Origin of the sequence: Kitasatospora sp. NPDC059648 (genome assembly GCF_042734825.1) — a bacterium.
Classification (GTDB): Bacteria; Actinomycetota; Actinomycetes; order Streptomycetales; family Streptomycetaceae; genus Kitasatospora.
The window spans coordinates 13,197-32,588 of the sequence record NZ_JBHWDU010000048.1 but is presented as its reverse complement, the minus strand read 5'-3'; the positions used below and the strand labels follow the sequence as shown (position 1 = coordinate 32,588).

The 19,392-nt window shown below is 73.7% G+C and carries 13 protein-coding genes and 3 pseudogenes; 6 read left to right on the top strand and 10 right to left on the bottom strand.

Going from position 1 to position 19,392, the window contains the following annotated elements; translation table 11 throughout:
* Window positions 1-102: 102 nt before the first annotated feature.
* Entirely contained in the window at window positions 103-756 is a 654-nt protein-coding gene (locus ACFV1W_RS25075) for a TetR/AcrR family transcriptional regulator (protein ID WP_380419473.1), read from the bottom strand.
* A gap of 142 nt (window positions 757-898) precedes the next feature.
* Here ACFV1W_RS25075 and ACFV1W_RS25070 point away from each other — a divergent pair, with 142 nt between their 5' ends.
* The 5 genes and pseudogenes from ACFV1W_RS25070 to ACFV1W_RS25050 all read left to right on the top strand — a co-directional run bounded on the left by ACFV1W_RS25070 (window position 899) and on the right by ACFV1W_RS25050 (window position 3,588).
* Window positions 899-1,930, top strand: a complete 1,032-nt coding sequence (locus ACFV1W_RS25070; RefSeq protein ID WP_380419472.1) for a medium chain dehydrogenase/reductase family protein — start codon at window positions 899-901, stop codon at window positions 1,928-1,930.
* A gap of 309 nt (window positions 1,931-2,239) precedes the next feature.
* A pseudogene (locus ACFV1W_RS25065) lies at window positions 2,240-2,542 on the top strand (RNA polymerase sigma factor); the annotation flags it as partial.
* 288 nt (window positions 2,543-2,830) lie between these two features.
* Window positions 2,831-3,160, top strand: a pseudogene (locus ACFV1W_RS25060) (AMP-binding protein); the annotation flags it as partial.
* Window positions 3,161-3,185: 25 nt separating this feature from the next.
* Window positions 3,186-3,266 (top strand): annotated as a pseudogene (locus tag ACFV1W_RS25055) (hypothetical protein); the annotation flags it as partial.
* A 91-nt stretch (window positions 3,267-3,357) separates the two neighbouring features.
* The gene (locus ACFV1W_RS25050; protein WP_380419494.1) at window positions 3,358-3,588 is read left to right on the top strand and encodes a phosphopantetheine-binding protein; all 231 of its coding nucleotides are present in this window, start codon (window positions 3,358-3,360) and stop codon (window positions 3,586-3,588) included.
* Window positions 3,589-3,695: 107 nt separating this feature from the next.
* Here the strand turns inward: ACFV1W_RS25050 and ACFV1W_RS25045 are convergent, their stop codons facing one another.
* The 9 genes from ACFV1W_RS25045 to ACFV1W_RS25005 all read right to left on the bottom strand — a co-directional run bounded on the left by ACFV1W_RS25045 (window position 3,696) and on the right by ACFV1W_RS25005 (window position 18,614).
* Window positions 3,696-4,196, bottom strand: coding sequence for an FBP domain-containing protein (locus ACFV1W_RS25045; protein WP_380419471.1), 501 nt, complete (start codon window positions 4,194-4,196; stop codon window positions 3,696-3,698).
* A gap of 59 nt (window positions 4,197-4,255) precedes the next feature.
* Complete coding sequence (locus tag ACFV1W_RS25040) at window positions 4,256-5,872, bottom strand: amino acid adenylation domain-containing protein (protein WP_380419470.1); 1,617 nt, start codon at window positions 5,870-5,872, stop codon at window positions 4,256-4,258.
* Window positions 5,862-6,893, bottom strand: a complete 1,032-nt coding sequence (locus ACFV1W_RS25035; RefSeq protein WP_380419469.1) for a kinase — start codon at window positions 6,891-6,893, stop codon at window positions 5,862-5,864. The genes ACFV1W_RS25040 and ACFV1W_RS25035 overlap by 11 nt, the downstream gene beginning before the upstream one ends.
* A complete protein-coding gene (locus tag ACFV1W_RS25030) occupies window positions 6,886-8,211 on the bottom strand; it encodes an MFS transporter (protein ID WP_380419468.1) in 1,326 nt (441 codons plus the stop codon). The genes ACFV1W_RS25035 and ACFV1W_RS25030 overlap by 8 nt, the downstream gene beginning before the upstream one ends.
* The gene (locus ACFV1W_RS25025; protein WP_380419467.1) at window positions 8,208-8,951 is read right to left on the bottom strand and encodes a thioesterase II family protein; all 744 of its coding nucleotides are present in this window, start codon (window positions 8,949-8,951) and stop codon (window positions 8,208-8,210) included. Before ACFV1W_RS25025 ends, ACFV1W_RS25030 begins: the two co-directional genes overlap by 4 nt.
* A 32-nt stretch (window positions 8,952-8,983) precedes the next feature.
* Window positions 8,984-10,213 (bottom strand): cytochrome P450, encoded by a 1,230-nt coding sequence (locus tag ACFV1W_RS25020; RefSeq protein WP_380419466.1) that lies wholly within the window; start codon window positions 10,211-10,213, stop codon window positions 8,984-8,986.
* Entirely contained in the window at window positions 10,210-12,009 is a 1,800-nt protein-coding gene (locus ACFV1W_RS25015) for a non-ribosomal peptide synthetase (RefSeq protein ID WP_380419465.1), read from the bottom strand. The genes ACFV1W_RS25020 and ACFV1W_RS25015 overlap by 4 nt, the downstream gene beginning before the upstream one ends.
* Before the next feature lie 102 nt (window positions 12,010-12,111).
* Window positions 12,112-12,828 (bottom strand): hypothetical protein, encoded by a 717-nt coding sequence (locus ACFV1W_RS25010; protein WP_380419464.1) that lies wholly within the window; start codon window positions 12,826-12,828, stop codon window positions 12,112-12,114.
* Window positions 12,825-18,614 carry an amino acid adenylation domain-containing protein gene (locus ACFV1W_RS25005; RefSeq protein ID WP_380419463.1) on the bottom strand — a complete coding sequence of 1,930 codons (5,790 nt, stop codon included), beginning with the start codon at window positions 18,612-18,614 and terminating at the stop codon, window positions 12,825-12,827. Before ACFV1W_RS25005 ends, ACFV1W_RS25010 begins: the two co-directional genes overlap by 4 nt.
* A 458-nt stretch (window positions 18,615-19,072) precedes the next feature.
* On the opposite strand from ACFV1W_RS25005, the gene ACFV1W_RS25000 reads away from it, so the two are divergent.
* On the top strand, window positions 19,073-19,291 hold the full coding sequence (locus ACFV1W_RS25000; RefSeq protein ID WP_380419462.1) for an MbtH family protein: 219 nt from the start codon (window positions 19,073-19,075) through the stop codon (window positions 19,289-19,291).
* Window positions 19,292-19,392 lie beyond the last annotated feature (101 nt).

The following is a 19,392-nucleotide window of genomic DNA, read 5'->3' as shown; positions in this document are numbered from 1 at the left end:
CCCTGGCGGGGCTGGCGGTGGGCCGGTCAGGCTGGGCGCCGCCGCGCAGGGGTCATCGCGGGAGTGTTCAGACTGGCAGGCCTTGCTGCTGGTGCGGGGTGGCTACTGGGCGAGGTGGTGCAGTTCGTTGGTGTAGAGCTGGGCCGGGTCGAAGCCCATCCCGGTGAAGTGGCCCGCGAGTTCGAGGGAGAGGATGCCGTGGAGGCGGGTCCAGAAGTGCAGGGCGCGGCGTAGGGCGGCGGGTGGGGCAGGGTGGCCGCCGGCCCAGTGGCGGTGTTCGGCGAGGTGGACCTCCAGGCGGGCGTCGGCGTGGTCCTGCGCGGTGTCGGTGGGGGACCGGGCGGCGTCGAGAAGGGCGGTCATGATCTCGGCGGCGATCGCGGTGGTGTCGTCGGGCGCGTGGTAGCCGGGCACGGGTGTGCCGTAGAGGAGGAAGTAGCGCTGGGGGTCGGCCAGCGCCCATTCGCGTAGGGCGTGGCCGAGGCCGGCGAGGTCGGCGCCGGAGGCGGCGGCGGTGCGGATCGTGTCGGCGAGGCTGCGGTAGGCGTCGCGGATCAGGTCGGTGATCAGTTCGTCCCGACTGGCGAAGTACCGGTAGAGGGCGGGGCCGCTGACGCCGATCTGTTTGGCGATGGCGTTGAGGGACAGGCCCGCGGCTCCCGAGGCGGCGATCTGTTCCCAGGCGCGTTCCTTGACCTCTGCGCGTAGTTGGGCGCGGTAGCGCTCGCGGGGGGTTCCATTGCCGGCGGCGGCCATGTGCTCGTTCCCTTCGGTGCCGGTCGACTGCCAGTTAGAGGGTATTACGGACGCTCTTGACGGTCACCCATCTTGGTGGTTATAACTTCTAACGGAAGTTACATCCGCTAACAGGGCGGGTGGAGAACCGAGGGAGGGCATAGTGAACGCCAGGGAACTGATCGAGGTCGTGCTGCCGGGCAAGGTCGAGCCGGAAGGCCTTCAAGTGCGGCACGGGTCCGTCCCGGCCGCCGGTGCGGGCCAGGCCGTGGTCCGGATGGAGGCGACGGGTGTCTCCTTCGCCGAGCAGCAGATGCGCCGCGGCCGCTACTACGACCAGCCGCCCTTCCCCTTCGTCCCCGGCTACGACCTTGTCGGCACGGTCGCCGCGGTCGGCGACGGTGTCGACCCGGGCCTGCTCGGCACCCGGGTCGCCGCCCTGCTGAAAGTCGGCGGCTGGGCCAGCCACGTGGTCACGGACGCTGCCGACCTGGTCCCGGTGCCCGAGGGCATCGACGCGGCACAGGCCGAGACGGTGGTGGTCAACGGCATCACCGCGTGGCAGATGCTGCACCGCAAGGCCCGCGTCCGGCCCGGACAGACCGTCCTGGTGCACGGCGCCAACGGCGGCGTCGGCTCCGTCCTGGTCCAACTCGCCCAGGCCGCGGGCGCGAACGTGATCGGCACCGCGTCCGCGCGCCACCACCAGGCGCTGCGCGCACAGGGGGTGATCCCGGTCGACTACCGCACCGAGGACATCCCCGCCCGTGTCCGAGAACTCGCCCCCCACGGCGTGGACGCCGTCTTCGACCACGTCGGCGGCCGCAGCGCTGTCGACTCCTGGCGCCTGCTCGCCCCCGGCGGCACGCTCGTCTCCTACGGCAGCGCCTCCACCCGGGACGACGACGGCTCCAAGCAGTGGCCCGTCCTCAAGCTGCTCGGCCGGGTGTGGCTGTGGAACGCCCTGCCCAACGGCCGCCGCGCCTACTTCTACAACGTCTGGGCCGGCCGGGCACTGAACGGCCACCGCTTCCGGGCCCGGCTGCGCACCGACCTCACCGCGGTGTTCCAGGCGTTGCACGACGGCGAGGTCACCGCGCGGATTGCCGCCGAACTCCCCCTGACCCGCGCTGCCGAGGCCATGCGCCTGGCCGAGTCCGGCACCGTCGCGGGGAAGGTCGTCCTGCGCGCCTGACCGCCCCCGCTTCTTCGTCCAGGTCGACCCGCTGGTCGCCGCCCGCCGCCAATTCCGCCGGTCCACCGTCATCCCGCCCTCAGTGCCACCGTCCAGTGAAGACGCCGGAGACGTCCGTCATGCCTCTCACCCGCCTGCGGCACGCTCTCACCGCCGCCCTCGCCGCCCTCGCCCACCCTCGCCACCGTCACGCTCGCCGCTCCCGCCCTCGCCGCCCCCGCGCCGCACCAGCCCACCGCCCCGAAGGCCCGGATCAGCTGGACCGCCCGCACCGACGCCGAGTCCACGGGCATGCAGTGCGGCACCCTGATCGACACCGACGGCGGCTCCCTCCGGCCCTGGCTGCTCGGCATCGCCACCAACACCGCCCGCAACCAGGTGCGCAGCAACCGGCGCTACCGCCGGGCCGCCCTGGCCACGGCCGCCGCGGACCTGCCCGTGCCCGACCCCGCCGAGGAGGTCACCGCCCGGCTCGACGACCGCCGCGAACTGGCGGCGGCCCTCCGGGCCCTCGGGCAGTTGCGCCGGGCGGAACGGGAAGTCGTCGCGCTGTGCCTCGGCGAAGGGCTCGACTACCAAACCGCGGGCTGCGGCGCAGGGCGTCCAACAGGTCGATGACGTTGGTGGCTTCGGGGGCGGGTCCGGTGGAGACGGCGATCTCGCGGCCGGCGAGCTTGTCCTGGACGAGCTTCTTGCCCTGCTCCTCGTAGGTGTCGTGCCACTCGTCGGGCTTCCACTCGATCGCGACCATGCCGATCAGCTGCTCGGCGGTCCTGACCTCCTGCGGGGACAGCTTGACCTTCTTCGGCAGGGCACCGACCTCTGAACGGGAGTCGCGGACCTCGTCGGCGAAGTGCATCGTGTGGTGCAGTCCGCACCGTACCCGACGATGGGGGATCCATGGTCTCCGCAGACGACGCGCCGACGGTCCACCGGCTGGTCGAGGCCCAGGCCGCCCGCACCCCGACGCGCTCGCGGTGGTCAGGCGGACCGGACCGGACGACCTACCGGCAGCTGAACGCGCGGGCCGACCGGCTGGCCCGAGCCCTCCGGGCCCGCGGCGTCACCCCCGGCAGCCACGTCGCGGTCGCCGTGGAACGCGGCACCGGCCTGGTCGTGGCCCTGCTGGCGGTGCTCAAGGCGGGCGCCGCCTACCTGCCGCTCGACCCCTCGTACCCGGACGGGCGCCTGCGCTTCATGGTCGAGGACGCCGAAGCCGTCGTGCTGGTGACCGACCGTCACAGAGGTCGCCGCACTGCGGGAGTGGTGCCGCCGCAGCCTGCCGGAGCACATGGTCCCCGGACGCTTCGTGGCCCTGGACGAACTGCCGCTGACCCCCAACGGGAAGGTCGACCGCAGGGCCCTGCCCCGCCCGGACGAGGGCCGCGCGGACCTCGGCAACGCCGTACACGGCGCCGCGGGACGAGATCGAGGGCATCATCGCCGGGCTCTGGGCCGATGCGCTCGGGATCCAGCCGGTGGGCGTGCGGGACGACTTCTTCGAGCTGGGCGGCCACTCCCTGCTGGCGGCCGGGATCGTGGACCGGATCGAGGCCCTCACCGGGCTGCGGCTCGGCGCCGAGGCGCGCTACGAACGTCCGACGGTCGAGCGGTTCACGGCCCACCTGCGGGAGGCCTTCGAGGTCGGGGCGTCGTGACCGGGGGTCTCCTGGCCGGGGCGTCGTGACACCGGAGGCCGACGACCACCCGGGTCGTCGGCCTCCGGCCCCCCCGCGTCCGCGGCTACCGGCCCGCGGCCCGCGGATCAGGCCTTCTTGAGCACCTGCGCCACGAAGGCGTCGAGGTTGGTCATGGTGCGGGCGATCTGCTGCTCCAGCGAGAGCGACTCCTCGGGGCGGCTGACCGAGGCCGACTTGCGCTTGCCGCGCACGTACAGCGAACAGGCCAGGTCGGCGCAGATGTACGTGCCGACAGTGTTCCCCTCGCGCCCAGCCGGGCCGGCCAGCCGCGCGGAGAGCAGGGCGACCCCGCTGCCGCCGTGGATGGTGATGCACAGCGAGCAGACGTTGGTCTTCATCAGGCTGCGCCGGACATTCGGCGACCGCAGGGTGATCCCCACCAGGCCGTCGCCCCGCTCCACCACCAGGTAGCCGCGGTCGGGCGCGCCCGGATCCCGCCAGCCCAGGAAGTCCAGGTCGTCCCAGGGAAGTTCGGAGAGGTTGCGGGGAAGGCTGAGCCTGCGCGCCTCTCCCTTGGTGCAGTTGACGAAGGATTCACGGACTTCGTTGTCGGCGAGTGGCCGCATTTGACAGATCCTAGCAGTGGGTTTGTTCGACATGATCGGGCATTTGACGGGTAGTTCATTCAGGAGAGGACGGAAGGGGCCTCGGTGGCAAGGGAATTCCGTACTGCGAGGGCATCCCGGTCGACCTTTCCGCCGGGGGTCAGCGGGATCTCCGGGAGTACGGTCAGAAGGGTCGGCACCATGAACTCGGGAAGCCGGGCGACCAGATGGGCCCGGAGCTCCTCGGCCCGCTCGGTCCGACCGGAGCGCAGCACCACGCAGGCGGCCAACTGGCCACCCGGGATGCCCGGTTCGGCGGGATTGTCCGGTGCGGCAGGGTTGTCCGGTGCGGCGGGCTGGACGAAGACGGCTGCCTGGGCCACCGCCGGGTGGGCGAGCAGCGCGGCCTCCACCTCGGCGGGTTCGATCCGGAAGCCCTTGACCTTCACCTGGCGGTCGGCCCGGCCGAGGTAGTACAGAACGCCGTCCGCGGTGCGCCGCACCAGGTCGCCGGTCCGGTACATCCGTTCGCCGGGCGGGCCGTCCGGGCAGGGCAGGAAGCGCTCGGCGGTCAGGTCCGGTCGCCCGAGGTAGCCGCGGGCCAGCGCGTAGCCCGACACGTACAGCTCGCCCTCGGCCTCCGGCCCGTCGACCGGCCGCAGCCGCGCGTCCAGGACGTGGAGTCGGACGCCGTCGATGGCGGTGCCGATCGGGACGGGCCCGGGCGGTAGCTCCGCGCCCGGTTCGATCCGGTACTCCATGCAGCCGACGGTGGCCTCGGTCGGCCCGTACTCGTTGACCACGGTGGCCTGCGGATGCCGGGCCCGCCAACCGGCCAGCGCGGCACCGAGCAACTGCTCCCCGCCGAGCACCAGTTCGCGGCGGGGGGAGAACTCCGCCGGGAGCAGGTCGAGCAGCGGCAGATGCCCAGGGGTCGCCTTGAGGAAGGTGCAGGGGTGCTCGCGCAGGGCGGCCCGGCCGCCGCCGCGGCCGCCCGCCAGGTGCACCGCGCCGCCGGCCAGCAGCGGGGCGAACAGGCCGGTGACGGTCAGGTCGAAGGCGACCGAGGACTGCACCAGCGCCACCCCGCCCGTGCTCGGGTAGGAACGCGCCGCCCAGGTCAGGTAGTTGACCATCGAGGCGTGGCACACCACGACGCCCTTGGGCCGTCCGGTCGAGCCGGAGGTGTAGATGACGTACGCCGGGTGCTGGGGCCGCAGCCGCCGCAGGCGCTCGGTGTCCCGCACCGGGGCGGCGCTGCGGCCGGCCAGGGCGAGCCCGGTCGCGGCGGAGTCCAGCAGCAGCACCGGGGTCGGGGTGCGGGGCAGCGCCCCGGCGGTCGGGGTGACGGTGAGCAGCAGCGCCGGTTCGGCGTCCCGGAGCACCTGGTCGAGGCGCTCCGCCGGGTACCCCGGGTCCATCGGGACGTAGGCGGCCCCGGCCTTGAGCACCCCGAGCAGCGCCACCAGCAGCGCGACCGACCGCTCCAGCGCCACCGCGACCAGGTGCTCCGGACCGATCCCGCGCGCGATCAGCTCGCGGGCCAGCCGGTTGGCGCGCTCGTCCAGTTCCCGGTAGCTCAGCAGTTCGGCGCCGCACAGTACGGCCGTCGCGTCCGGGCAGCGCTCCGCCCGGTGGGCCAGGAGCCCGGTGAGGGTGTCCGCCTCGGTCTCGGCCGGTGTGGCGTCAGAGCGCATGGGGCTGCCCTTCCCCGGCGACGGGTGCGGCCGGTACGGCGGTCAGGTCCGGTACGGCGGTGAACTCCTCGGGGCCGAGCGTGCGGTGCACCGACACGGTGCCGCCGACCGACCGGCAGGCGGCCCGGGCGTGCTCGACCTTCGCGGCCAGCTCCGGGTCGCCGGCGGGCAGCAGGACGCCCAGGTTGGTGCCGCTGTGCGCGCGGACCAGCCCGAGGCCGTCCAACTCCGCGCAGAGCGCGCGCAGTTCCGCGGAGCCGCGGTGCGGCCGCCGCCGCAGGCTCAGTTCGGTGCTGCGGGTGGCGATCCGGCCGACCTCGGCGAGGTCCCCGGTGCGCACCGCCGTGCCCAGGGCGGTCAGCAGCCGGCCGTACTCCCGGCGTTCCTCGTCGGTGTAGTCCTTGGGGATCCGGTTGAAGCCGACGGTGTCGACCCGGCCGCCCTCGTCGTGGGCGAGGACGGTCATGGACGGCAGGAAGCCGAGCCGCTCGCGCAGCCGGACGTCCCGGTGCAGGAAGGAGACGATGCCGTCGTACATCACGCCGTCGGTCGGTTCGATCCGCCGCAGCAGGGCCTCGATCGCGGTCGGCGGCAGGGGGGTGCGCAGCGCCGCCGCGACGGCCCGGGCGGTCGCCACCAGGTCGGCGGAGGAGCTGGCCAGCCCTTTGCCCTCGGGCAGTTCGCCGGTCAGCTCCAGCTCGCCGCCGCCGGGCCGCCCGGTCAGCTCCAGCAGCAGCCGGGCCAGCCGCCGGGACTTGGCCTTGTGGGCGGGCCGGACGGAGACCCCGGGCTCCTCCGGGTCGTAGCGGAAGGTCGCGGTGCTCCAGCCGGCGATCGGGAGGGTGACCAGGAACTCCGGGCCGTCGTCGGGCAGTGCGCCCTGCAGCAGTTCGCCGAAGGTGCCGAAGGCCCGGCCGGTACCCGTGCCGGGGCCGGGGCCCTCTCTGCGGCGGGTGCCCGCCCCGCGGCCGGGTCCCTCCCGCAGCGCGGTGGCGGCGGGCAGTTCGGTCGGGCTAGTCAACCGGGACTCCCTCGACGGGGTCGGCCTGGGCCGACCCGCGGTCCGCGGTCGGCTCCGGGGCGGCGGCCGCCCCGGGGATCTCGGTCACCCGCCGGACCGGTGACAGGGCGATGATCCCGGCGGCCACCAGCAGCCCCACCGAGGCGAACACCAGGGCCGGCGAGACGCCGATCCGGTCGCCGAGGAAGCCGCCGAAGACGGCTCCCAGCGGGGCGCCCCCCATGACGACCATCCGCACCACGGCGGTCATCCGCCCCTGGAGTTCGTCCGGAGTGATGGAGGTGCGGTAGGCGCGCAGGTTGATGTTGCAGACGATCACCATCGCGGAGTTCACCACGTGCATCACCAGCAGCAGCACGATCGCCGCCGCCTCCGGCACCACGGTGGCCAACGGGGTCAGCAGCGAGGCCAGCCCGATCGCGGTCGAGGTGAACACCAGCAGCCGGCCCAGCGGCATCCGCCGGCTCATCGGCCCGGCCAGCACCGCCCCGATCAGGGCGCCCGCGCCCGATGAGGCCAGGATGACGCCGACGAAGGTCGGGGCGAGGTCCAGGCTGCGGGTCACGAAGGCGAGGAAGAGCGGTTCGCAGGCGAGCGCGAAGAAGTTGGCGACCAGGGTGGCGAGCACCAGGACCCGCAGCAGCGGGTTGCCCAGGACGAAGCGGGTGCCCTCGGCCGCGTCCTTCCAGACGGAGCCAGGCTCGCCGGTGCTCTCCGGGGCCGGCTCGCGCCGCCGGACCCGCGATGTGAACAGCGCGGACACCACGAAGGTGGCCGCGTTGAGGGCCATCGCGACCGGGCCGGTCAGGGCCTGGACGATCACCCCGCCGAGCGAGTGGCCGCCGATGTTCGACACCGAGCTGCTCAGCTCCAGCTTGCTGTTGCCCTCGATCAGGTCGTCGCGCTCGACCAGGGCGGGTAGCAGGGAGGCGTTGCCGATGTCCGCCACCACGCTGCACAGGCCGACCAGCAGGACGACGCCGACCAGCAGCGGCACCGTCAGGGCGTCCAGCCACCAGGCGCACGGGACGAGCATCATGGTGGCCCCGCGCAGGAGGTCGGCGCCGATGATGATGGGGCGCTTGGGCTTGCGGTCCACCCAGACCCCGACGAACAGGCTCACCAGCAGGTAGGGCAGGTAGCTCGCGGCGCTGAGCACGCCCAGCTCGGAGATCGAGGCCGAGAGCGTGACCGAGGCGATCAGCGGGACGGCCACGGCCGTCATGTTGGAGCCGAGCATCGACGCGGACTGGCCGAGCCACAGGTTGCGGAAGTCTCCGTTGCGGCGCAGCACGCCGGTCTTCCGGTCGGAGGTCACAGTGCCAGTCCCTCGGTGAATCGTGCCATCAGTTCCGCCGGAGCCTTGAGGAAGGCGTGGTGCTCCCCGTCCAGCACCACCGGGTGGTAGCGGCCGGGGGCCGCGTACTCCCGCCAGCCGTCCATCTGGTCGGGCCGGATCTCCACGTCCCCGCTCCAGCCGATCGCGTGCACCGTCGTGTCCAGCACGACCGGGGCGTCCAGCCGGTAGTTCCGGTTGCCCGCCATGTCCTGCTCCAGGACGTCCAGCGCGAGGTCGAGGGCGGACGGCTGGACCCGGCCGCCCATCGACAGCGTCAACCGCGCCAGTTCCTCGCGCAGTTCGTCCCGGCCCAGGCCGAGGAAGCGCCCGTACGGCCCCTGGTGCGGCGCGACCTGGGAGGAGACGAACACCGCGGTGGGCACCGGCCGGCCGGTCTGTTGCAGCTGCAGCGCGGTGGCGAACGCGGCCAACGCCCCGCCGCAGTGCCCGAACACGCCGAACGGACGGTCCAGGTAGGGCGCGAGCGCCTCGGCGGCCTGTTCGGCGAGCGACTCGAACGACCCGTGGTGCGGCTCCCGCATCCGGTTCTCCCGCGCGGGCAGCTGCACCGGGCAGAGCTCGACGCCTCCGGTCCGCCGCGGCCACCCGTTGTACATGGACGCGCCGCACCCGGAGTACGGGAAGCAGAACAGCCGGGCCGCCGCCTCCGGCGACGGCCGGCGCAGCAGCCACCTCCCGGGCTTGCTGACCGTCGTCATACAGCACCTCACCTCTGGAGTCTCTCGTGCGCTCAGCGCAGCTTGGCGGTTACCGGCAGGCTCTTGATCCCGGCGACGAAGTTCGACCGCAGGTGTTCGACCGGGCCGGTGAGCTCGAACTCCTCGACGAGCTGCACCACTTCCTGGAAGAAGACCCGCAGCGCGATCCGGGCCAGCGGGGCGCCGATGCAGTAGTGCGGGCCGAAGCCGAAGGCCAGGTGGCGGTTGGGGGAGCGGGACACGTCGAAGGCGAAGGGGTCGGCGAAGACCCGCTCGTCCCGGTTGGCGGAGCCGAGCCAGGCCACCACCGCTTCGCCGGCCCGGACCGGAACGCCGCTCAGCTCGGTGTCGACCACGCTGTAGCGCATGAAGTGGTTGGCGGGGGAGGACCAGCGCAGGCCCTCCTCCACCGCGTCCTCGACGGTGGCGGCGCCGTCCCCGATCCGGCGGTACTGCTCCGGGTGCTCGGTGAAGGCCAGGACGGTCGCGGCCATCGCGTGCGGGGTGGTGACGTTGGCGCCCAGCAGCAGGCTGTAGCAGTTGTAGACGAGCTCCTCGCGGCGCATGGTGCGGTCCCCGACCGGCATGCTCCGCAGGAAGCCGACCAGGTCGTCGCGGGGGCCGCGGGAGCGGGCCTGCTCGGCGAAGTACGCGAACAGCTCGTGGTGCGCGCGGACCAGCTTGGCGCCCCCGCCGACCTGGTGGAAGGCGGCGTCCTCCGGGGCGACGGCCATGGTCGTGAGCCGGGCCAGGTACTCCCAGTCCTGCTCCGGCAGCCCCATCAGGGCACCGGTGAAGGCCATCGGGAAGCCGGTGGCGGCCGCCGCGAGGTCCAGCGGGCCGCCGTCGGCGAGCGGTTGGAGCAGGGTGCGCACCAGGCCCCGGATCGCCTCCTGGCGTGGGCGCAGCCGGGCGAAGGAGAGCACCCGGGCCATCGGCTCGCGCAGTGCGCCGTGCACCGGCGGGTCGCAGGCGGCCATCATCTTGTCGCCCGCCGGGTCGCGTTCGCCGAGGATCGACAGCATGGTGCCCCGGCGGGAGGTGAAGCGGGTGTGGTCGCGCAGGACGGCGCTGACGTCGGCGTGCCGGGTCACCGACAGGAAGGACCGGCCGTCCGGGAGGGTCCGGCGGTGCACCGGTGCCTCCCGGCGCATGGCCGTCCAGACCGGGTGCGGATCGCCCTCGGCGTAGAAGGCCGGGTCGCCGAGGTCCACCGAGTCCGGGTCGATCCGCTCCGGGCGGGGCTGTGCGGTGATCCTCATCGGCCGGCCCCGTCGTGCTCGCGCAGCACCTCGGGCTCGACGCCCTCCTCGGCCGCGGCCTCGACGACCCGCAGGGCCAGCTCGGCCACGGTCGGGTTCTCGTAGAAGGTCCGGGCGGTGATCAGCAGGTCCGTCTCGGCGGAGATCTCACTGGTGATCCGGGTGGCCATCAGCGAGTGGCCGCCGAGTTCGAAGAAGTCGTCGTCGGCGCCGATCCCGTCGATCTCCATGACCTCCTCCCACAGCCGGGTCAGCCACTCCTCGGCGGCCCCGCGCGGGGGCCGGTGCTCGCTGCCGACGTCCTCGCGCTCGCGGCCGCGGCGCTGCCCCAGGGCAGTGCGGTCGACCTTGCCGTTGGGGGTCAGTGGCAGGGTCTCCAGCCAGGTGAAGGTGGTCGGGACGAGGTGGCGCGGCAGTTCGGCGGCGAGGCCGGCCCGCAGTTCGGCGGAGAGCAGTTCGACCTCGCCCTGGTAGAAGGCGGCGAGCCGGCGGTCGCCGTCGGCCCGCTGCTGGAGCACCACCACGGCGGAGCGGACGTCGGGGTGGGCGCGTAGGGCCGCCTCGACCTCGCCGAGTTCGACCCGGAAGCCGCGGAGCTTGACCTGGGTGTCGGTGCGGCCGAGGAATTCGAGGGTGCCGTCCGGGGCCTGCCGGACCCGGTCGCCGGTGTCGTACATCCGCGCGCCCGGTTCGGCGGCGAACGGGTCCGGGAGGAAGCGTTCGGCGGTCAGGTCGGGGCGGCCGAGGTAGCCGTGGGCCAGGCCCGCGCCGGCGGCGAAGAGCGTGCCGGTCCCGCCCGCGGGCACCGGCCGCAGCCGCTCATCCAGCACGTGCACGACGGTGCCGCCGATCGGCCGTCCGATCGGCACCGGGCGCCCGTCCAGGGGTTCGCGCACCGGCTGGCAGCAGGTGAAGGTGGTGTTCTCGGTCGGCCCGTAGCCGTTGACCACGATGCCGTTCGGCAGCGCGGCGGCCGCGCGGTCGACGTGGGCGGGGGAGAGGACGTCGCCGCCGGCCACCAGGTAGCGCAGCGCCGGCAGCGGGGGGAGCCCGGTCTCGACCACCTGGTGGAACAGGCCGGCGGTCAGCCACAGCACGGTGACCCCGGCCGCGCGGACCAGCTCGGTCAACTCGCCCGGCCCGAGCGGCCCGGGCGGCGCGACGACCAGGCAGGCGCCGTTCAGCAGGGCGCCCCAGATCTCCAGGGTGGAGGCGTCGAAGGCGATCGGGGCGTGCGCCAGGAAGACGTCCTCGGGGCGGAGGTCCAGCGGGTCGCCGCCGACCACCAGGCGGTGCACGGCCCGGTGCGGGACGCAGACGCCCTTGGGGCGGCCGGTGGAGCCGGAGGTGTACGCGACGTAGGCGGTGTCCTCGGGGCCGGGGGCCGTGTCGGGCCCGCTCGCGGCGGCGTCGGTGAGCACGGTGAGGGCGAGGTCCGGACCGGCCAGCACCGCCCGGGCGCCGGCGTCGGCGAGCAGGGCGGAGGACCGGGCGGGTGGGTCCTGCGGGTCGACCGCGACGTACGCGGCCCCGGCCTTGAGCACGCCGAGCAGGGCGGTCACCTGCTCCGCCGAGCGGTCGACGCGCACCCCGACCCGGTCGCCGCGCCGCACGCCGACGGCCCGGAGCCGGGCCGCGAGGGCCTCCGCCCGGGTGTCGAGCTCCCGGTAGGACAGGCGGGTGTCGCCGGACCGGACGGCGGTGGCGCCGGCCCGGTCGCGCGCGACGGACGCGAAGCGGTCGCACACGGACGTCAGGCCCCCGGTGGGGACCACTGCGGTGTCTACCGTGGCCATGGGCTGATCAACTGTCCCTTCGGGGCGGTCCGGACCGTGCCGGTCACGGGCCCGGTTTCGTGGGCAACTGGCGTGTCGTCGGGCGGTGGGGCCGTCGGGCGGTCAGACCTCCGTCCACAGCGCGGTGGCCCGCGCGAGCGGCCGCCTGTCCGCGTCGTACAGGGCGGTGAGGTTGACCACCGTCCGCCCGTGGGTCGCGTGCCGGGCGGCCACCACCTCGTACTCCCGGCCGGCCCGCACCGGCCCGCTGAGCCCGGCCGTCATCCGGCTGAGCACCATCGGGCGGGCGCGCGGGTCGGTCACCCAGCCGCCCGGGCAGTCGAGCGCGCCCCAGACCTGTTCGGCCGGTACGGCCGTGCCGGGGGCGCCGCGCGGGGTCCAGGTGCAGGCCACCGTGCCCGGGGCCACCGGGCCGGGGGACAGCCGCAGGCCGTCCTCGGCCCGCTCCGGCCCGCACGCCCAGCAGCGGGGGAACGGGTGGCCGGTGCGGCCCAGGTAGCCGGCGGCGGCGGCGCGGGCCGCCGCGAGCCCGACCGGCGGCGGCAACGGCAGGCCGTCCCGGGCCCGGGTGACGGTGGCCACCAGCTCGGCGCCCCGCCACAGCCCGGACCGGCGCTCGCCGGGCCGGAACTCCAGCGGGGTGTCCAGCGGCAGCGGGGCCAGCAGGGTCACCGCCGGGTCGGGGCCGTGCCGGCCGTCGGCGAGGGCGACGATCCGGGCGCAGGCGTAGCCGCCGTGCGCCGAGCCGTCCGGTCCGTTGTGGCGCGCGGGGATCACCAGCTCGGCGCCGGTGCGCACGCGGTCCACGGCGCCGTTCACCGGGGCGTCCCGTCCGCGGCGGAGTCGAGCGCCCCGTCGAGCGCCCCGTCCAGGGATCCGTCCAGGGCCCGGTCCACCAGCAGGGCCATCTGCCGGACGTGCGGCTGCTGGAGGATGTCGTAGTGGCTGGCCTGGATGGTGTGCGCGCTGAACCGGCCGTCCACCGCGGCCCGCCAGGCGCCGGCACTGCCGATGGCGCCGCCGTCCAGGCCCTCGATGTAGACCACGTCGCCCGGGTAGCGGCCCGGCCGGTAGTCGTTGTGCGCGGTGAGATTGGTGGTGAAGACCTTGAAGTAGGCCTCCCACTGCTCCAGTTCGGCGGCCTTGCCGTCCGCCGCGGTGGGCAGCCGGCTCACCAGCCAGCGCAGCTTCCGGTGGATCGTCGGGAACTCGGCGAGGGCCGCCGCCCACTCCGCGTCGTCGTGCTCCGGGACGGCCATCCCGGCGGCCCGCAGCACGTCGACGAAGACCAGCAGCGCGAGGTCCTCGTCGCGCAGGCTCTCGTCGAACTGGCCCGGGTAGGCCGCGTCGATCATGCTCAGCGAGCCGACCTCGGCACCCCGGCGGCGCAGCTGACAGGCCATCTCGAAGACCAGCACCGCGCCGAAGGACCAGCCGGCCAGGTGGTACGGGCCCTTCGGCTGCTTGGCCACCAGCAGGTCGACGTAGCTCTCGGCGATCCGCTCCACCGACAGGTGGGCCACGCTGCCGGAGACCAGGCCCTCCGAGACGATCCCGTACACCGGCCGGCCCGGTCGCAGCTGGGAGGCCAGCGGGAGGTAGCAGAACACGCCGCCGCCGACCGGGTGGACCAGGGTGAGCGGTGCACCGTCCCCGACCCGGCGGATCGGCAGCAGCCGGGCCGGGTCCTCGTCGACGGACTCCGGCGCCGTCACCAGCGGGGCCAGCCGGGCGACGGTGTTGTGCGTCAGGAGTTCCGCGACGGGGAGCTTGCGGCCGAACTCGCGTCGGATCCGCATGGCCAGGTTGAGCGCCACCAGGGAGTGGCCGCCGAGCGCGAAGAAGCTGTCGTGGATGCCGATCGGGCTGACCCCGAGGGTCTCCTCCCAGACCCGGACCAGCCGGCGCTGGACGTCGGTGACCGGCGGCGCGGGGGTCCGCTCCCCGGCCGGGGCGGCCGGACCGGGCTCCGGGAGGAGCTTGCGGTCCACCTTGCCGTTGGAGGCCAGCGGCAGCCGTTCCAGCCGCGTCCATACGCTCGGCACCATGTACTCGGGCAGGGTGTCGCCGAGGTACTCGGCCAGGGCGTCGCCGGTGACGGCCGCCGGGGCCGCCACGTACGCCGCCAGCCGCTGCCCGCGCAGGACCACGGCCGCCTCGCGGACGTCCGGGTGGCGGGTCAGCGCGGCCTCGATCTCGCCCAGTTCGATCCGCATGCCGCGGACCTTCACCTGCTGGTCGGCCCGGCCCAGGTAGTCGATCTCGCCGCCCGGCAGGCGTCGGGCGAGGTCCCCGGTGCGGTAGAGGCGTTCGGTGCCGCCGTCCGGCCAGGTGTGGTCGACGAAGCGCTCGGCGGTGAGGTCCGGGCGGCCGTGGTAGCCGTCGGCCAGGCCGACGCCGCCGATGTACAGCTCGCCGGTCACGCCGACCGGCACCCGGTTCATCCTGGCGTCCAGCAGGTGGATCCGGATGTTGGCGATCGGACGCCCGATCGGCACCGCCGCACCGTCGCCGGGGCGGCAGCGCCAGCAGGTGACGTCGACGGCGGCCTCGGTCGGGCCGTAGAGGTTGACCAGTTCCGCGTCGAGGCGCTCGTGGTGGGCGTCCCGCAGGTCCGCGGGCAGGGCCTCGCCGCTGCACACCACCAGGCGCAGGCTCGCGCAGTCCGCCGGGTCCGCGTGGTCCAGGAAGACCCGGAGCATCGAGGGCACGAAGTGGACGGTGGTCACCGACTGTTCGCGGATCAGCCGCGCCAGCTCCTCCGGCTCCCGGTGGGCGCCGGGAGCGGCGACGACCAGCCGGGCGCCCTGGATCAGCGGCCAGAAGAACTCCCAGACGGAGACGTCGAAGGTGTACGGAGTCTTCTGCAGCACCCGGTCCGCCTCGGTGAGGCCGAACTCCTCCTGCATCCACAGCAGTCGGTTGCAGATCGCCCGGTGCGAGACCACGACGCCCTTGGGGACGCCGGTGGAACCGGAGGTGAAGATCAGGTAGGCCGGGGCGTTCGGGTCGACCGTCACCCGGGGGCCGCCGGCGGGCGTCCCGGTCTCGGCGGTTCGGGCATCCACCGCTTCGGCGGCCGCGCCGGAGGGCTCCACCCGTTCGGCGAGCGCAGTCGTGGTCAGCACCAGGGCCGGTGCCGCCTCCGCCACCATCGTGCCGATCCGGGCGACCGGGTGCTCCGGGTCGATCGGCAGGTAGGCGCCGCCCGCCTTGAGCACCGCCAGCAGTGCGACCACCAGCTCGGTAGAGCGCTCCAGGCACACCCCGACCCGGTCGCCGGGCTTCACCCCGCGGTCCACCAGCCGGTGGGCCAGGGCGTCGGCCCGGCGATCCAGCTCCCGGTAGGAGAGCGTGCCGCCGTCGAAGACCACCGCGATCCGGTCCGGGGTCAGCCGGGCCTGCTCCTCGACCAGGACGTGCAGCAGGTGCGGCCGGGGGTACGTGGTCGCGGTGTCGTTCCAGCGGTCGAGCTGCGCCAGCTCGGCGGGGGACGGCAGCTCCGTCCGGCCGATGCCCGCCCCGGGCTGCTCGGCCAGCGAGCGCAACGCGGTCAGGTGGTAGCCGGCCCAGCGGTCGATCTCCTCGGTGCCGAACTGTGCGGCGTCGTACCGCAGTCCCAGGCGGATCCGCCCGGTCCGGGCGTCGCGCATGAACTCCACGCCGAACGGGAAGTTGGTCGGCACCACGCCGAACTCGTCGAGGATCTCCAGTTCCCCGGCGGTGCCCTCGTCGGGCGCGTGGAAGTGGGTGTAGTTGAAGAAGGTCTCGAACAGCGGCCCGCCGCCGGCGTCCTGCTGGATGGTGGCGAGCGGGAGCCGGCGGTGCGGCTGGAGCGCGAGATCGGTCGCGGCGACGTCGGCGACCAGCGAGGCCCAGGTGGTGCGGTCGGTGATCCGGGCGCGCACCGGCAGGGTGTTCAGGAACAGGCCGACGACCCGCTCCCCGTCCTCCTCGGCGATCCGGCCGTTGTAGACGGCGCCCGAGACCACGTCCTCGGTGCCGCCGAGCAGCGCCAGCACCCGCAGGTGGGCGGCCAGCAGCGCGATCCGGACCGGGACGCCGAGTTCGGCGGCCGTCCGCAGCAGGTCCGCGGAGAGCTGCTCGGGCAGCTCGTACTCGGTCATCACCAGGTCCGGCACCCCGCCGGCGGGGGCGGTGCGCGGCAGCCGCAGCGCCGTCATCCCGTCCAACTGTTGACGCCAGAAGGCACGTTGGGCGGGGTCGGCGACGGCTTCGCGCTCCAGGGCGACCAGCGAGCGGAACCGGGCGAGCGGCGGCGGGGGGAGCTCCCGGGCGCTCCGTCCGAGGGCCTGGAGGTAGAGCTCCAGGAGTTCGGTCAGCAGCTGTCGGCCGCTCCAGCCGTCCAGGATCGCGTGGTGCTCGACCACCCAGAGCTGGAAGGTGTCGGCCGAGCGGCGCTGCACGTGGAAGCGGATGAGCGGTGGGCGCTCCCAGTCGAAGGGGTGCTCGCGCTCCCACGCGTAGTGGCGGCGCAGCGCCTCCGGCTGCTCGTCGGCGGGCACCGCGCCGAGGTCCTCGAAGGTGACCGGCGGCTCGGCGACCTGATGGTGCACCAGTTGGACCGGTTCGCTGAGGTCGCGCAGGGCGAAGGAGGTGCGCAGCAGCTCGTGACGCTCCAGCAGGGCGGCGACGGCGGAGCGCCAGGCCGGCGGTGAGTACGGGCCGCGCAGGTGGTACCCGGCGACGTCGTGGTAGGCGCGGTGCACGGCGTCCAGCTCGCTGTGGTACAGCATGCCGGCCTGGAGCGAGGTGAGCGGATAGGCGTCCGCCAGGCCGTCCGGCAGGCGGGCCCGGTCGCCGGCCGTCAGTAGGTCGAAGGGCTCCAGGGCCGCTTCGGCCTCGGGGGCGGTGCGGGTCACCAGCGGGGTCAGCTCGCGGATCGTCTGGGCGACCAGGAGGTCGCGCAGTTCGAACCGCAGGCCGTGCCGGCGGGCCCGGGAGAGGATCTGGATGCTGAGGATCGAGTCGCCGCCGACCTCGAAGTAGTTGTGGTCGATGCCGATGTCGCTGCGGCCGAGCGCCTCCTGCCAGACCTCGGCCAGGATCCGCTCGTCCTCGTCGCGCGGTGCCACGTACGGGGTGTCCTCGTCGCCCCAGCCGTCGCCCCAGCCGTCGTCCCAGCCGTCCTCACCGTCCTCACCGTCCTGCCGGACGCTGCCAGGGGCGTGGCCAGGGCCGTCCGCCCGGACCGGGGCGCGCTCCGCCGCCGGGAGTTCGAACAGCTCGTCGAGCGGGCGGTCGGGCTGCTCGACCACCAGGCGCAGCAGCCGGGCGTAGTGCCCGGCGAAGCGCTGCGCCCACTCGGGTGTGAACCGGTCGGTGCGGTACTCGAGTTCGAAGCCCGGCCGGTCGTCGTGCTCGTTCACCTGGAGGGAGAGCTGGAACTTGGCGGTGCCGGAGTGGACCGGCACCGGGACGATCTCCAGCCCCTCCGCCGCGGGCGGCTCGGTCGTGGTGTCGTCCAGCATGAACAGGGCCTGGAAGACCGGGTCGTGGCCGGGGTCGCGGCGCGGGTTGACCAGCTGGACGACCGACTCGAAGGGGAGCTCGTGGTGGTCCTGGGCCTGCAGGGCGGCGGTGCGCACCCGGGGCAGCAGTTCGCGGAAGCTCGGACCGGCCGCCCCTGGCCCCACCGGCCCGGGAACGGCCGGGCCGAGGTCGGTGCGGATCGCCACCATGTTGACGAAGAAGCCGACCGTCCGCTCGAACTCGATCCGGCTGCGGTTGGCCACCGGGCTGCCGACGATGACGTCCTCGACCCCGGTGTACCGGCTGAGCAGGACCTTGTACGCGGCGAGCAGCACGGTGAACAGCGTGCTGCGGGTGGTGGTGGCCAACGCGTGCAGGCCGTCCAGCAGTTCGGGTTCCAGCGGGAAGGTGAGCAGGCCGCCGCCGTGGCCGGGGGCCGGGGTGCCGGCCGGCCGGTCACCGGGCAGTTCCAGGACCGGCAGTTCGCCGCCGAGGGCCCGGGACCAGAAGTCGAGGTGCTTCTCGGCGGCGGGGCTGCGCAGCCAGGCGCGCTGCCAGTCGGCGTAGTCGCCGTACTGGAAGTCGGGTGCCGGCAGGGCGAGGTCCTGCCCGGCCGCGAACGCGTCGTAGTGGCGGAACAGTTCGTCGACCACGATGCCCAGGGACCATCCGTCGCACACGATGTGGTGCATGGTCAGCACCAGGAGGGCGGTCTGCTCGTCGCGCCGCAGCAGGGCGGCGCGGAACAGCGGGGGCGATTCCAGGTCGAACGGCCGGTCGGTCTCCGACCGCAGCAGGGCGTTCAGTTCGCCCTCGGACGCACAGTCGACGATCCGCCAGTCGGCGGGCCGATCGGTGACCACCTGCCGGAGTCCGTCGTCGCCGAGGGTGAAGTGCGTCCGGAGCGCCTCGTGCCGCCGGGCCACCCGGCGCACCGCGCGTCCCAGGGCCGCTGCGTCGAGCCGGCCGGTCAGGGCGAAGACGACCGGGACGTGGTAGGCGGGGGAGTCGCCGATGACCTGCTGCACGAAGTACAGCTGCTCCTGCGCCTTGGCTGCCGGAAAGGCGTCCTGCTCGACCGTGCCCGGGCTGGGGCTTTCATTGCTGCTCAAAGCGCCGTGACCTTTCTTCATCCCATTTATCGGCCGCGAGGTGGGGGCGGCGTCGATATGGTCTTCCGGTGCGCAGACGGCAGTCACTAAGTCGATCCAAGTCGATCTTAGCGTTGGCGATGCTCCTGTCAACAGCCGTTTTCCGGGTGTGCCGGGGAGTTGGAGCGGCGGGTGGGAATAGTTCGCTTCTGTCCCGGTTGGGGCGGGTATGGATATCGGCTCGGGCGGAGCCCGGTCCGGGCGTCCCTACTTCTCTTCCGGCCATTGACAGCGGGGTGGGACGCGGAGAGGATCATTGGCATCGAAGCCCCTGCCCGGAACCGGACTTATGGCCGCCGTGAGGCGATGGGCCCGCTGTCGCCGGATTGCCCGGCCGTTCGATCGGCCGATGAGGAACCCGGGCGGAAATACGTGTCGACGGGTGTGCGGGGGCAGGCCTTGATCGGAAAGAGGGACACGTGAGCGAGCAGAGCGACGAGGACCTCCGGTCCTACCAGGTCGTCGTCAACCACGAGGAGCAGTACTCGGTCTGGCCTGCGGACGGCACCCCGCCAGCCGGTTGGACCGCGCCCGGGTTCACCGGGACCAAGCAGGAATGCCTCGACCACATCGCCGAGGTCTGGACCGACATGCGTCCGCTCAGCCTGCGCCGGGCAATGGCCGGCGAGACCTCCTGAAATCCCCGTCGAGGTCGCCGGCCGACGCGTCCTGAATCGCGTGGCCGAATTCAGCCGGATTCACCGGTAGCAGCGATGGTTTTCCGTACAGCGGGAGGGGC